The sequence below is a fragment of the Ottowia sp. VDI28 genome (genome assembly GCF_049532675.1).
Taxonomy (GTDB): Bacteria; Pseudomonadota; Gammaproteobacteria; order Burkholderiales; family Burkholderiaceae_C; genus Ottowia.
Genome location: NZ_CP149820.1, coordinates 5,248,026 through 5,261,461, shown reverse-complemented (window position 1 = coordinate 5,261,461; position 13,436 = coordinate 5,248,026). Strand labels below are relative to the sequence as shown.

At 62.9% G+C, this 13,436-nt stretch carries 11 protein-coding genes and 2 pseudogenes; 10 read left to right on the top strand and 3 right to left on the bottom strand.

Features of this window, described 5'->3' with window-relative positions; translation table 11 throughout:
- Positions 1 to 50 precede the first annotated feature (50 nt).
- From WJU18_RS25055 to WJU18_RS25045, 3 genes are read left to right on the top strand one after another with little or no spacing between them, the layout of a single operon-like run.
- Positions 51 to 512: a MaoC family dehydratase gene (locus tag WJU18_RS25055; RefSeq protein WP_423456494.1), complete on the top strand. Its 462-nt coding sequence runs from the start codon at positions 51 to 53 to the stop codon at positions 510 to 512.
- Entirely contained in the window at positions 509 to 1,411 is a 903-nt protein-coding gene (locus WJU18_RS25050; protein ID WP_423456492.1) for an HpcH/HpaI aldolase/citrate lyase family protein, read from the top strand. Before WJU18_RS25055 ends, WJU18_RS25050 begins: the two co-directional genes overlap by 4 nt.
- Entirely contained in the window at positions 1,411 to 2,967 is a 1,557-nt protein-coding gene (locus WJU18_RS25045; protein ID WP_423456491.1) for an AMP-binding protein, read from the top strand. The genes WJU18_RS25050 and WJU18_RS25045 overlap by 1 nt, the downstream gene beginning before the upstream one ends.
- 12 nt (positions 2,968 to 2,979) lie before the next feature.
- Here the strand turns inward: WJU18_RS25045 and WJU18_RS25040 are convergent, their stop codons facing one another.
- Complete coding sequence (locus WJU18_RS25040; protein WP_423456489.1) at positions 2,980 to 3,777, bottom strand: IclR family transcriptional regulator; 798 nt, start codon at positions 3,775 to 3,777, stop codon at positions 2,980 to 2,982.
- 81 nt (positions 3,778 to 3,858) lie between these two features.
- On the opposite strand from WJU18_RS25040, the gene WJU18_RS25035 reads away from it, so the two are divergent.
- The 6 genes and pseudogenes from WJU18_RS25035 (at position 3,859) to WJU18_RS25010 (ending at position 10,596) form a co-directional block, all read left to right on the top strand.
- Entirely contained in the window at positions 3,859 to 4,830 is a 972-nt protein-coding gene (locus tag WJU18_RS25035; RefSeq protein ID WP_423456487.1) for a Bug family tripartite tricarboxylate transporter substrate binding protein, read from the top strand.
- A gap of 48 nt (positions 4,831 to 4,878) precedes the next feature.
- Entirely contained in the window at positions 4,879 to 6,090 is a 1,212-nt protein-coding gene (locus WJU18_RS25030) for an amidohydrolase family protein (RefSeq protein ID WP_423456485.1), read from the top strand.
- A complete protein-coding gene (locus WJU18_RS25025) occupies positions 6,087 to 7,328 on the top strand; it encodes an NAD(P)/FAD-dependent oxidoreductase (RefSeq protein WP_423456483.1) in 1,242 nt (413 codons plus the stop codon). Before WJU18_RS25030 ends, WJU18_RS25025 begins: the two co-directional genes overlap by 4 nt.
- Positions 7,325 to 8,266, top strand: a complete 942-nt coding sequence (locus WJU18_RS25020) for a Bug family tripartite tricarboxylate transporter substrate binding protein (RefSeq protein WP_423456481.1) — start codon at positions 7,325 to 7,327, stop codon at positions 8,264 to 8,266. Before WJU18_RS25025 ends, WJU18_RS25020 begins: the two co-directional genes overlap by 4 nt.
- Positions 8,245 to 8,607 (top strand): annotated as a pseudogene (locus WJU18_RS25015) (nuclear transport factor 2 family protein); the annotation flags it as partial. The gene WJU18_RS25020 and the pseudogene WJU18_RS25015, both read left to right, overlap by 22 nt.
- Positions 8,608 to 8,865: 258 nt before the next feature.
- Positions 8,866 to 10,596 (top strand): annotated as a pseudogene (locus WJU18_RS25010) (dipeptidase).
- 43 nt (positions 10,597 to 10,639) lie between these two features.
- On the opposite strand, the gene WJU18_RS25005 reads toward WJU18_RS25010, so the two are convergent.
- Together WJU18_RS25005 and WJU18_RS25000 are read right to left on the bottom strand one after the other, a co-directional pair.
- Positions 10,640 to 11,851, bottom strand: a complete 1,212-nt coding sequence (locus tag WJU18_RS25005) for a CaiB/BaiF CoA transferase family protein (RefSeq protein ID WP_423456480.1) — start codon at positions 11,849 to 11,851, stop codon at positions 10,640 to 10,642.
- Between the two features lie 2 nt (positions 11,852 to 11,853).
- Positions 11,854 to 12,600, bottom strand: coding sequence for a FadR/GntR family transcriptional regulator (locus WJU18_RS25000; protein ID WP_423456478.1), 747 nt, complete (start codon positions 12,598 to 12,600; stop codon positions 11,854 to 11,856).
- 50 nt (positions 12,601 to 12,650) lie between these two features.
- Between WJU18_RS25000 and WJU18_RS24995 the strand changes: the two genes are divergently transcribed.
- Entirely contained in the window at positions 12,651 to 13,433 is a 783-nt protein-coding gene (locus WJU18_RS24995; protein WP_423456476.1) for an enoyl-CoA hydratase/isomerase family protein, read from the top strand.
- Positions 13,434 to 13,436: the final 3 nt, after the last annotated feature.

Here is a 13,436-nt window from a genome sequence, read left to right as displayed (position 1 = left end):
GAATTTCATGGAATATGTTATGCATGTAAACAAAGTGAAGAAAGCGATTCATGGCAGGTTTGTATTTCGAGCAGTTCGAGGTGGGGCGTGTGTTCATCCATGACATACGCCGAACGGTCACCGAGACAGACAATCTGATGTTCAGTTGCATGACGCACAACCCCGCAGCGGTTCATATCGATGCTGAATACGCCAGGACGACAGAGTTCGGAAAGCCTCTGATGAACAGCGCGTTCACGCTGGGCTTGATGGTGGGCATCTCCGTGGGAGATACCACGCTGGGCACCACGGTTGGCAATCTTGGCTGGGATGAAGTCAGGTTTCCCAAGCCAGTCTTCGCTGGCGATACGCTGCGGGTGCAGACCAAGGTTCTGGAGAAGCGCGAAAGCCGCTCCAGGCCGGACAACGGGATCGTGCTGCTGGAGCACACCGCATACAACCAGCGCAACGAATTGGTGGCATCTTGCAAGCGCAGCGCGCTGATGTACCGGTTGCCCAAGGAGAAAGCATGACGGACCAGCTGAATGCGCCGCTCAGGTCTTTGCTGTTCGTGCCTGGCGACAGCGAGCGCAAGCTGTCCAAGGGCGTGGAATCGAAGGCGGACGCGCTGATCCTCGATCTCGAGGATGCAGTAGCGCCGTCGCGTACGCATCTGGCGCGCGGCATGGTGGTCGAGTACCTGAAGTCCCGGCCGGACCGCTCCCGGCAGAAGCTGTGGGTCAGGATCAATCCGTTGGGAACACCGGCATCCATGCTGGATCTGGCGGCGGTCGTGGCTGGCGCGCCGGACGGTATTCTGCTTCCCAAGGTCGATGGGCCGGCGGATATCGCCCATCTGGGGTATTGCCTTGATGCGCTGGAGGCGCGCGAGGGCCTCAGCCCCGGCCTGATACGCATCATGCCGGTGGCGACCGAAACACCTCAATCCCTGTTCGCACTGGGTGGCTACGCTGGCTGCAGCGACCGGCTCCACGGCTTGACCTGGGGCGCCGAGGACATCGCGGCCGCACTGGGCGCCAGCGCCAATCGCCGGCCAACGGGCGAATACGACACCGTGTATGCCATGGCCAAGGCGCTTTGCCTTTCCGGGGCGGCTGCCGCCAACGTGCAGCCGGTCGACACCATCTGGGCCGACTATCGCGACTCCGACGGGCTGCGGGCAGAAGCCCAGCAATCGCGCCAATCCGGCTACACCGGGAAAATTGCCATCCATCCGGCGCAAGTGGATGTCATCAACGAGGCTTTCACTCCAAGGGCGGACGAAGTCGCCTGGGCGCGGCGCGTAGTCGACGTCTTTGCCGCCAATCCCGGTCTCGGAACGGTGGGCCTGGATGGCAAGATGCTGGATATGCCGCATCTCAAGCAAGCGCGCAAAGTTCTTGAACTGATTGAACGCGTGGGAGGCAAGTAATGCCGTCGCTGCATGATTGGGCGATCAAACAACCGGACAAGCCAGCCATTCGCATGGCCGATGGCTCGGGGAATTTGACCTACCGCGAACTGGATGAGCGGGGCAACCGGGCGGCGCAATGGCTGATTTCGCTCGGTCTGCAGCCGGGCGATACGGTCGGACTGCTGCTCGAGAACCATGTGCGGACTTTCGAGTTGTGGTGGGGTGCTCGCCGCGCGGGGCTCTACTATGTGCCCATCAGCACCCATTTGAAGGGGGCCGAGGTCGCCTACATCCTGCGCGACAGCAAGGCCCTGGTGCTGATGGCCAGCAGGGCCACGGCCGGGCTGGCCGCGGAGGCCGCCGGGCAGTTGCGGCCTGAGGAGCTTCCCCATCGTTATCTGGTCGATGGCGAAGCACCTGGCTTGGCGTCATACCCGGATGCGCTGAACGCGTTTCCGGAGGTTTCGCCGCTGCCTGAGCATCCCATGGGGCGGGAGTTCATGTATTCGTCCGGGACGACCGGGTTTCCCAAGGGGATACGCCGGGCGCTCCTGCCGTTCGAGCGGCGCCGGGAGCTGCCGTTGCTGGAGCAGCGCCTGCGCTCGATCTTTCGCTTCGATGCGCAGTCCGTCTATCTGTCGACTTCGCCGCTTTATCACGCCTTGGGGCGTTTCAATATCCGGACGATCGAATGCGGAGGCACCTGCGTCATCATGGGCAAGTACGATGCCCTGCTGGCACTGGAAACGATCGAGAGCCACCGTGTGACCCATTCCCACTGGGTGCCCACCATGCTCGTGCGCATGCTGGCGTTGCCGCCGGAGGCCAAACAGAAGCACGACGTTTCAAGCATGCGGTGTGCGATCCACGCGACAGCGCCTTGCCCGGTTCACGTGAAGCGGGCCATGATCGAATGGTGGGGGCCGGTGATCGAGGAATATTACGGCGGCTCGGAAAACGTCGGTGTCACGCACATCGGCTCCGAAGACTGGCTGGCCCATCCGGGATCGGTCGGCCGACCGATCTGCGGCACGGTGCACGTGGTGGCGGAAGACGACGCGGATGCCGAAATTCCCGTCGGAGAGATCGGGATGATCTACTTCGACGGCGGCGTGGCTTTTGAGTATCACAACGATCAGGGAAAGACCCGCCAGGCATTCAACGGACGCGGGTGGGGAACCTATGGTGATCTCGGGCACATGGACTCCGAGGGCTTCCTGTATTTAAGCGACCGGCGCACCGACCTGATCATCTGCGGAGGCGTGAACATCTATCCGCGCGAGGTGGAGATCGTCCTCGACGAGCATCCCGCGGTCGCCGAATCGGCTGTCATCGGCGTGCCGAATGAGGAATACGGGCAGGAGGTCAAGGCGGTGGTGCAGCTCAAGGCCGGGGTCCCCGGAACACAGGAACTGGCTGAGGAATTGTTGGCTTTGTGCAGGGGCAAGCTGTCCCGCATCAAATGCCCACGCAGCGTTGAATTCATGGATGAGTTGCCGCGCAATGAGAACGGCAAGCTGCTGAAGCGGGTGCTTCGGGAGGCGCACCGGGAGCCGGTGCGCCATGCGGCTTAGTGTGAACACGCCCTAAAGGAACCGGATATCGCGATTGATGGCTTTGGTTGTTCTTAGCAGCAGGGGCACCAGCCGCGCCAGGACGTCTTCCAATTGCCAACGCGGCCAGGGCACAGCAATGTTGACGGCGGCGAGGACCTTGCCATCCGCCGTCAACAGGGGCGCGGCGACGGAGATGTCTCCGATGAAGGCTTCCTGATCGTTCAGCGCGAAGCCCTGCTGCCTCGCCTCGGCCAGAAGCCGGGACAAGGCGGCAAGATCTGTCACGGTCCGAGCGGTCATCGCCGCGCGGTGAACGTTCTTCAAGCGGGTCATCGCATCGGCCGGTTCGAGTTGAGACAGAATGGCCCGGCCGGCGGCAGAGCAGAAGGCCGGCAGGCGCGAGCCTACGTGGAGGTCAACGCTGACCGCATGCCGGCTGGGATAGCGCGCCACGTAGACGATCTCGTCGCTTTCCAGCTCCATCAGGTTCACCGTTTCGCCGGTACGCCGGTTCAGTTCCTCCAGGTGAGGCGCAGCCCGCTCTCGCAGCTCATTGGTGGACAGCACCGTATAGCCGAACTCGAGCATCCGGCCCGATAGGCGAAAGGTCTTGTTCACAGGGTCCTGCTTCAGATAGCCGAGCGCGCGCAAGGTGTGCGTGATCCGTTGCGCACTGCTTCGATCGAGCCCCGAGAGGCGTGCCAGCTCGGTGAGCCCCGCGGCTCGGCTGGCCGTATTCAAGGCCTCCAGCATCTGGAAGCACTTGGCGATGGAGCCGATGAACAGCCGAGGGTCTGCATCGGTGGCCGTCTGCCAATTCTTCTTCATGTATTGGTATCCAATAAATGTGCATTGTGCGCCCGCAAGCATGCCACGTAGAGTGGGGTCGTCCACCCACGGAGATTGGCCATGCACCGTCGCACGCTTATTCTGTCCAGCCTCGCAGCGCTTGCACCAGCTGCCGGCGTTGCACAGCCCGCTTCCTGGCCGAGCCGCTCGGTCCGGATGCTTATCGGCTACCCGCCCGGCGGCAGCACCGATGTGGCGGGCCGGCTGCTGGCCGAACAACTTGGGCGAAGGCTCGGGCAGCCCATCGTGGTGGACAACCGAGGCGGTGCCGGCGGTACCCTGGCCGCGAGCGCAGTGGTGCGCGCGGAGCCCGACGGGTATACCTTGCTGCTGGCGGCAGCCCCTGAGGTAGCGATTGCACCGATCACGATGAAAGCCATGCCCTATGACCCGGTGCGTGATCTCCTGCCGATCACCCTTGTGGGCCAGGTGCCGTTTTTTCTGGTGGTCAATCCTTCGGTGCCGGCGAACACACTGGCGGAGTTCATCGCCTATCTGAAAGCCCATCCAGGCAAGCTGAACTTCTCCTCCTTCGGCAACAATACCTCCAATCACCTGGCCGGGGAACTGTTCAAGCAACTGACCGGCACCAACAGCGTTCACGTACCTTACAAAGGCAGTGGTCCTTCCATCACGGACCTCATTGCCGGGCAAGTGCAGTTCACCTTCGACACGCCGCCGGCGGTGCTCGAACATGTCAGGGCAGGCAAGCTGCGCGCGCTGGCCGTGGCGGCACGCCAGCGGCTGCCCAATGCGCCCCAGGTTCCCACGTTCGCCGAAGCTGGCCTGCCGGCGTTTTCCGGCGGCACCTGGTTCGGATTGTTCGCACCGGCCAAGACCAGCTCCACCCTGATCGAGCGCATCAATACCGAAGCCGCCGCGGTGCTGGGCACGCCCGAGCTGACGAAATCCTTTACCGACAAGGGCATCGTCGCTTCTCCTCAGACGCCGGAGGAGTTTCGGCGCTTCGTGCAGTCCGAAGTCGGCAAGTACAAGGATCTTGCGGCCAAGGTGGGCATCGTTGCCGAGTGAAATTGCCAAATGAAGTTGTGAAGTGGCTGGATGAATCCAGGAGTACCTATGAAGACCTTGTTGACCCACGTTTCCCTGATCGATGCCATTGAACCCAGGGCGCAGCCCGATTGCGCCGTGCTGCTCGAAGACGGCAAGATCAAGGAGATCTTCCATGGCAACGCCGCACCAGCCGTTGCCGATGCCGAGGTGATTGATTTGGACGGTGCCTACCTGATGCCAGGGCTTTGGGACGTCCACATTCACCCTGACTACTACCCTCACGGCGAGTTGCCGCTCGCTGAGCAGGTCACGCTTTTCGGGCACCGCCTGCAGGCGGGACTTCTCGATTCCGGCATTGTCGGCTTCCGTTGCGCGGGCACGCACAGCTATATGGATGTCGCTTGGAAAAGGGCATTCGATTCCGGGCAGCACCTGGGGCCGCATTTGTTCGCCTCGGGCCATTTCATCACCACCACCGCGGGACACTTCCAGCATTCCGGTCACATCCTGGCCGCGGACGGGCCTTATGGCTTCGTGAAGGCCATCCGGGAGCAGATTGAGAACGGAGTGGATCACATCAAGCTGAACATGTCGGGCGGCATCATGGGGCCAGCTTGGGATCTGCACCGGCATTCCTTTCTTTTGCCCGACGAGCTGAAGGCGGCGTTCGATATCTGCAAGCTGCGTGAATTCAAAGTCATGGCGCATGCCACCAACCCGGCCACAGTGAAGGCCGCGATCCTCAATGGCGCACACAGCATTGAGCACGGCTACATCATGGACGATGAGTGCATCGAGCTGTTCCTCAAGCATGATGTCTGGTACGTTCCCACGCTTGCCATCAGCCACCTGACGCCCACCCAGGCCACCAACGACTGGGAGCAGCGCTGGGTGCGCAACCGTAACCTGTCGCACTCGCTGTGCTGCCGTGCGGATGCGGCCTCCGACGTCCATCAGAGCGCTTTCAACAAGGCCCTGAAGGCGGGCGTGAAGATGGCGCTGGGCTCCGACATCCGTCCGCTGAAGGATGCCGCGTTGCTCGAGCTGGGGTTGTGGGTTCGCGACGGGGCGACGCCCTGGCAGGCGCTGGTGGCGGCCACGCGCCATGGCGCGGCGATCTGCGGCGTCGGCGATCAGCTGGGCACCGTGGAGGTCGGGAAAACGGCTGATCTGATCGTGGTGGCCTCCAATCCGCTGGAAGACATCAATCATGTGCGGCGCCTGCAATTGGTCATCAAGAATGGCCGCATCGTTTCCGACAAGCGCCAGAAGAGATGACTCCCAGCACCTTGCGTATCGGTGTGGTGGGCGCCGGCATCATTGGCACCAGCATCGCCCTTGCGCTTCGCAAGCGCGGCGCGGACGTGACCCTCGTGGATCGGGATGAACCAGGCAGCGGATGCAGCTTCGGCAATTCCGGCGCCATCAGCCCCGGATCGGTGGCACCGCTGGCCATGCCAGGCGTGCTGGCTTCCGTGCCCAGCATGCTGCTGGATGAAGCCAGCCCGCTCTATCTTCCTGTGCGCTATCTGCCGCGCGCGCTGCCCTGGCTGATGCGCTTCGTGGCCTCGGCCCGGCCGGCTGTGGCCGAGGCTTCGGCGGCCAAGCTGGCCGCCTTGCATGCAGGCGCACTCGATGCGCACGAGGCCATGAGCCGCGAGCTGGGCGTACCGGAGCTCTTTCTCAAGCGGGGGCACCTGCATCTTTATCCTGATGAGGCAGCGCTCTCGAAGGATGCCGGAGGCTGGCGCATGCGGGAAGCCTATGGCTTTCAGGTGGAGCGCCTGGATCATGCCGGTATCCAGGCGCTGGAACCCGCCGTGCCTGCCCGCTACCAGATCGGGATGTACCTGGCCGATCACGCGACGATCCTGAACCCTTTCCGCTACGTCAAGGCCATGGCATCGGCGTTTACAGGCGCGGGAGGGCGGTTCGTTCGCCGCAAGGTGTCGCGGCTGGAGCGCCAGGGCAATGGCTGGCGGATGGAAACCCCTGATGAAGAGGCGGACCGCCTTGTGTTCGACCATGCCGTCGTGGCCGCCGGCGCATGGTCGCGGGAGCTGCTGGCGCCCTTGGGCATTCCTCTGGCGCTGGAGAGCCAGCGTGGCTATCACGTGCAGTTTCTGGGTGGGAGCGGCATCGTCTCACGGACAGTGGTCCTGGCAGATCGCAAGGCCTTTGTCACGCCCATGGAGGAGGGCCTTCGGATCGGAGGCACGGTCGAGATCGGCGGACTGCAGGCGCCGCCCGACGAGCGCCGCGCCGCGATCCTGAGCCGCATCGCGCGCGAAACATTTCCCGGCCTGGAGGGCATTTCCACGCGGACGTGGATGGGGCACCGGCCGTGCATGCCGGATTCGATTCCGGTCGTCGGTGCGGCCGCGGGGCATGGGGGCCTGTGGATGGCCACAGGGCACGGGCACCTGGGCTTGACCGATTCGCTCAATACAGCGCGGCAGATCGCCGATGCATTGCTCGGTCCACCCGGACCACCACATCAAGGAGAGAGGACATGAGATCTCGTTGGATAGGGGCCGCGCTCATCGCATCCCTGTGCTTTTTCGCCTCATGGAGCCACGCGGCGGGGTACCCGGAGCGGCCGGTCACGATCGTGGTTCCTTGGCCGCCAGGCGGGCTGACGGACAACCTGGGGAGGATGCTGGCCCAAAAGCTCGGCAAGCGCCTGGGGGTTTCCTTTGTCGTGGACAACAAGCCCGGCGCTTCCGCCTTGATCGGATCGGAATACGTCATGCGCGCCGCACCGGATGGATACACCCTGCTCGTGACTTCTTCGGACGGCACGGTGAAGATGCTGCAGACGCCCAGCACCGATCCCGTCACGCAGTTCACCTCGGTCGGCATGCTGGCATCGGTGCCCGTGGTTCTGGCGGTTGGTCCCAAATTCAAGGGGGCGACGCTGGAGGACTACGTCAATGCCGCCAGGAAGGATCCCGGGACGGTCTCCTATGCATCGCTGGGTGAGGGCGGTGCCACCAACTACGCCATGGAGAGCTTTGCAAAGCAGGCGGGCGCGCGCTTGATGCACATTCCCTACAAAGGAACGGCTCCCGTATTGACGGACCTGCTCGGCGGTCAGGTGGATTCCACATTGTTGAGTCTGCAAAGCTTGCGCAGTTACTTGCAGAACGGCCGCCTGCGCGGAGTGGCGGTGACAGGGCGGGCCCGCCCCGCCGACATGCCCGCCCTGCCCACATTCGCTGAACAGGGGTACCCCCATTTCGACATGTCTCTCTGGTATGGCATTGCCGGTCCGAAGGGCATGTCACCGGATGTCGTGAAAAAACTCAACGACGCGATCCGCGCATCGCTGGACGAGCCTGACTTCAAGAAGATGCTCAGCGATGCGGCTGCCGAGACGCTTTCCGGAACGCCGCAGGATATGGATGCCTTTGTCCGGACGCAGGCCGCGAAATGGAAGGAGATGATGAAGTGACAGATCACGCCGCCATTCAGGATTACCTGCAACGTAGTGCTCTCCAAGACCTTGTCGTCGACTATTGGCGGGATGTGGATGCGAATGACGCGGCACGGGCGCTCGAGTTCTATACCGATGATTGCCTCTATCTGATGTGTGGGCACCGCATGAGCGGCCGAGTGGCCGTTGCCGCCTACTACGAGTACAGGCGTCAACGAGGTCACCCGCGTCTCGTGAGGCACCTGGTCTCCAATTTGCGCGCTCGCCTGAATGCGCCTGAGCGGGGCGTGGTCGAGGGGTCGATGACGGTCTATGCCAACGACGGCGAGCCAGTCCTGCCGTCCGCTCCGCCGATACTGATCGCGGATATCTACGCGGAGTGCGTATGTGGCAGCGATGGGCGTTGGCGTTTCCAGTTCTTCAGAATCGAGCCGTTGTTCATGGGCGGCGTCGATCTCCTTGTCCCGCCATCATCCTGATGGTCCTAGTCTGGAAGACTTGACAGGCGTTGGGTGCTACATTGTGTTACAACAAGTGTGCTGATGATGATATCCGCGTGCCCATACTAAGAAGGTTCAAAGGAGACTTCAATGCAGAAGAAATGGTGGGCTGCCGTGATGGCCGCCACGGTCGTGAGCTTTGCGGCTTGTGGCGGTGATGACGATGTCCAGCCCTTGGCGGGCACCCTCAAGAAGGCCGATCTCGATGCCATCGTGGCGCGCCAATCCGGCGCCCCGCCCGAGGGCTTCGAAGCCTTCCTCGACCAAGTGGCCAAGGACAGGCCCGAGCTCCAGCAATTGGTGCAGCGCTACAAGGACAGAAACAAGGTGGCGCTCGCGGGGGATGATCTGCTCAACGTGAGCCGATTGCTGGGCCTGCATAACCGGTTGCGGAACCAGGGGGGCGTCATCGAGGACATGGCCCGGATGGTGGCGTTGCCTACGGTGCGCGGCGGCGTCCCGCCCTATGAGGATCCGAACATCATTGCATTGGGCGAGCTGGTGGGCAAGATGGCGGGCGAGTTTGGCCTGCAATACCGCAACGTGGACAACCGCATCTTCGAGGTCAAGCTGCCCGGCAGCGGTCCGGATGAGTTCGGCATCCTGACGCACGGCGACGTGGTGCCGGTGGTGCCCTCCGAATGGGTGCTGGAAGACGGTACCCAACTCGACCCCTTCAAGCAGACGCGCGTGGGCGGCCTGCTCTATGGGCGTGGGACCATTGATGACAAAGGCTCCATCGCTACCGTGCTGTACGCCATGAGAGCCGTCAAGGACAGCGGTCTGCCCTTGTCGCGCACGATCCGGCTCATGATCGAGACCACCGAGGAGAGCGGTGGCGAGGGCATGAACTATTACAAACAGAAGACGGCCCTGCCCGAGTACAACATCGTGCTCGACAGCAAGTATCCGGCGGTGGTGGCCGAAAAGGGTTCGGGTTCGCTGCGCGCGCAGTTCCCTGAGGCGGTGGTCGGTACCCCCGCTGCGGATGCTGTGACCATCACCGCCATGGCCGGCGCGGCATCGGCCAGTGCCATTCCCGAGACGGCCACGGCACGCCTGCAGTCGGCGGATCCCGTGGCACTCGCGGCGCAGATCGAGGCAGCGGTGCCTGGTTTTGTCAGCCAGTATGAAGGCCAGGGCGGCAAGTTCAGCATCAGCGCCAAGGCTGACGCGACCGGTGTCGACGTCAAGGTCACTGGTTCGTCGGCGCACGGTTCGCGGCCTGAAGAGGGCGTGAACCCCTTGCCCCGGCTGGCGCTGTTCCTTCAAAGCAGCGGCCTGAAGCTGGCCGACAACGGTTTCTCGTAAGCCACGCGCTACATCGTCGATCTGTTCGGTCTCGACTACCTTGGCAACAAGATGGGGCTGGCCTATGCGGACAGCTTCATGGGGCCGCTCACCATGTCACCCACGGTGATCCAGGCCAGCGGTGGCAAGGTGTCGGTCACGGCCAACGTGCGCATGCCGCGCGGCAACACGCCTGAAGCTCTGTCAGCGGCCACGCAGGCCAAGGTGCGCGAATGGGCAGCCGCCGATTCGCTCGCAGTGGAAGTCAGCCACTCGCAAGGCAACTGGATGGCGCGCGATCCCAAGGGCGCTTGGCTGGCGACACTGCTGAATGTATTTGGCGACACCACCGGACTACCAGCCGAGCCTGTTTCCACCGCAGGCAGCACCACGGCCAAGCAGATGCCCAATGCCATCAACTTCGGCCCCGCCATGCCCGGCAAGAAATACACGGCCCACAACGCCAAGGAGTTCAAGGAAATCGTGGACCTGGACGCCGACATGCAGATGTTCACCGAAATGCTGGTGCGCATTGGCAATCTGCAGCAGATGCAGTGAGGAGCGTACGCGGCAGACCCTGGCGGGGGGGTCTGCCGTGGCTTCAGATGATCTTGTCGATCCGCAAGCGTTCGAGTTCCTCTCCCTCGATCCCGAGCTGGGCATAGAACTCGGCGTTGTGCTCGCCTACGCCGGGGCCGCTGCGCGGCAGCGGAAACTCCTGGCCCACGATACGCGGCACGATGCAGGGTGCCGCCACGGAGCCGCATTCAGGGTCCTCCAACCGGACAATGACCTTGCGCGCTTGGAAGTGTGGGTCATTTTCGACATCCTCGACAGTGAAGATCTTGCTGAAAGGAATTTCACCTTCTTCGAGCCTGGCAGAAATGTCTTCGAACTCATGTGAGCGGAACCACGCACAAAGCGCCCCGTCCAGCGCGATCAGGTTTTGGACACGGGCGGTATTGGATTGAAACCGCGGGTTTGCTGCCAGCTCGGGTTGCCCGATCGCTTCGCACAATCTTTTGAAAATGGGGTTCGATGAGGCCACCAGCGAGAAATACACGTCGTCGCGGCTGATGTACATGTTCGACGGAGCGGTATAGCTCGCCCGATTGCCTTCGTGGCCACGAACCAGACCGAGTTGCTCATGCTCTATCGGCAGGGGGTCCAGTATGCGGATGAGCGCCTCCGTGGCCGCGAGATCGACCTCTCTTCCGAGCGCCTCGGGGTTTCCGCGCAACCGGGCCATCTCCGAGGCGATGGCGAACGCGCAGAATACGCCGGCGACCGCGTCGCCGATGGGGAAGTTGCTGTGCAGCGGTGGTCCGCCCGCCTCCCCGGTGAGATTGGTGAAACCGCTCATGGCCTCGAACACCCGGGCGTAACCAGGGCGGGCCTTGTAGGGACCCGATTGGCCGAAGCCGGTCAGCCGCACGACGACGAGCCTTGGGTTGGCACGATGCAGGGTCTCGATATCCAAACCCCAGCGGTCCATGGTGCCCGTGCGGAAGTTCTCGACCAGCACGTCGAACCGGCCCAGCATCGCCAACAGGATTTCACGGCCACGCGGTTGGCGCACGTCCAGCGTAATCCCCTTCTTGCCCCGGTTGCCGACTTTCCACCACAAGGGCACGCCATCCTTGATGGGCTGCAATCCGCGAAGCGCGTCGCTTCCGTCAGGCAGTTCCAGCTTGACCACATCGGCGCCATGGTCCGCGCACAGAGTGGCGCCCATGGGTGCCGCCAGCACGGTGGCCATATCCAGGATACGGACGCCCGCGAGAGCGCCGGCGGGGTTGTTCGTCGAGTTCATGGTCACGGATCGAGCGGCTCGTTGGGGTTCATGCCGGTCGCTTCGTAGCCGCGTTTGAAGTCCGCCATGTGGCGATGCATCCAGGCGCGCGCGCCCTCCACATCGTGCTGCTTGAGTTGATCCACCACGAACCGGTGGGCCGCCAGAATCCGGTGCTGTGTCTTGAGGCGCGGGAGAATGACTTCTCCGGCCGGCCGGAAAAGCAGGCCGATGGGCTCACGGGCCAGGATGAGGGCACGGTTGCCGGCAGCCTCGGCAAGCAGATTGTGGAAGGCCACATCCAGCGCCAGAACCCGCTCGACGTCATCGATGCTTTCTTCCATCTGGGCGAGGTTCTTGTCGAATGCGGCGAGCTGGGCTGCGGTCACCCGCTGGGCTGCGAGGCTCGCGATCAGAGGTTCGATCGTCATCGACGCCTCCCAGAGTTCCATGAACGTCACACGGTGCATGGCGAGCGCGCGGGATGCCCGCGCCGCCAGATCCAGGTAGCGCGGAAGCGCAATGACCAGCCGCTTGCCGTCTCTGCGAACAAGGCTGGCATGTTCCAGCAACCGCAATCCCTCGCGCACCGTTGATCGATTCACGCCGAACTGCTCGGCCAGGTCTGCTTCCGCGGGCAGCGTGTCGCCGATCGCGAGGCGGCCCGATTCAATGGCTTTCTCGATCGCGGAAAACACTTGCTGATAAGCCAGTGACTGCGGGATTTTCCCGAAGGGGGTTGCGGCGGGGTGTGGGGTAGGGGCTTGCATTGCCTCGAAGGATAACTTATTCTTTGGTCTGATTGTCGGACAGTGGGATTATGGGGCAAAACATACTGATCGAGCACGATGCCGCGTGCACCGTGCTCACCTTGAATCGGCCGGAAAAGCTGAATCCTCTTGACTGGTCAACGGTCAGGGAGTTGAAAGAAGCCGTGAACCAGCTGGGCGCGGGACCGCCTGTCCTGGTGACGGGCGCAGGCCGTGCGTTCTGCGCGGGTGGCGATCTGACGGGCTATATCGGCCTGTACAAGCGCCCCGAAGATTTCCGTGCATTCCTCTTCGACTTCCGCGACATGCTGGTGGCGATAGAACGGTCTGAGCGGATATTCATTGCGGCGATCAACGGCGCCTGCGCGGCTGGCGGTCTTGAGCTGCTTCTGGCCTGCGACATCGTGCTGGCCGCGCAGGATGCGCAAATAGGAGATGCGCATCTCAACTTCGGGCAACTGCCGGGCGCGGGCGGCTCGCAGCGGCTGCCGCGGGCCATCGGCTCGCTGCGGGCGAAGCACCTGATGCTCAGCGGCAGGTTTTTGAGCGGCCAGGAAGCGATGGATATCGGGCTTGCCAACGAAGTGGTACCCGGCAGCGAACTGATGCCGCGTGCCCGGGCATTCGCCAGGAAGCTGGTTGAACACAGCCCGGGCGGCTTGCGAGGCGTCAAGCACCTCGTCAACCAAGGTATGGGAATGCCCCTGGCCGAAGCGCTCGAGTTCGAGATCGACTATGTGCATCGCTATGCCACGACAGATACGGATGCCACGGAAGGGCTTCGTGCATTCGCGGAAAAACGTCAACCGGCCTACCGGTCATTCAAAGGATAGACA

What these genes read in the sequence shown, in the direction of transcription:
- WJU18_RS25055 (WP_423456494.1), top strand. Translation starts at nt 51, where the DNA reads ATGGCAGGTTTGTATTTCGAGCAGTTCGAGGTGGGGCGTGTGTTCATC.
- WJU18_RS25050 (WP_423456492.1), top strand. Translation starts at nt 509, where the DNA reads ATGACGGACCAGCTGAATGCGCCGCTCAGGTCTTTGCTGTTCGTGCCT.
- WJU18_RS25045 (WP_423456491.1), top strand. Translation starts at nt 1,411, where the DNA reads ATGCCGTCGCTGCATGATTGGGCGATCAAACAACCGGACAAGCCAGCC.
- WJU18_RS25040 (WP_423456489.1), bottom strand. Translation starts at nt 3,777, where the DNA reads ATGAAGAAGAATTGGCAGACGGCCACCGATGCAGACCCTCGGCTGTTC.
- WJU18_RS25035 (WP_423456487.1), top strand. Translation starts at nt 3,859, where the DNA reads ATGCACCGTCGCACGCTTATTCTGTCCAGCCTCGCAGCGCTTGCACCA.
- WJU18_RS25030 (WP_423456485.1), top strand. Translation starts at nt 4,879, where the DNA reads ATGAAGACCTTGTTGACCCACGTTTCCCTGATCGATGCCATTGAACCC.
- WJU18_RS25025 (WP_423456483.1), top strand. Translation starts at nt 6,087, where the DNA reads ATGACTCCCAGCACCTTGCGTATCGGTGTGGTGGGCGCCGGCATCATT.
- WJU18_RS25020 (WP_423456481.1), top strand. Translation starts at nt 7,325, where the DNA reads ATGAGATCTCGTTGGATAGGGGCCGCGCTCATCGCATCCCTGTGCTTT.
- WJU18_RS25005 (WP_423456480.1), bottom strand. Translation starts at nt 11,851, where the DNA reads ATGAACTCGACGAACAACCCCGCCGGCGCTCTCGCGGGCGTCCGTATC.
- WJU18_RS25000 (WP_423456478.1), bottom strand. Translation starts at nt 12,600, where the DNA reads ATGCAAGCCCCTACCCCACACCCCGCCGCAACCCCCTTCGGGAAAATC.
- WJU18_RS24995 (WP_423456476.1), top strand. Translation starts at nt 12,651, where the DNA reads ATGGGGCAAAACATACTGATCGAGCACGATGCCGCGTGCACCGTGCTC.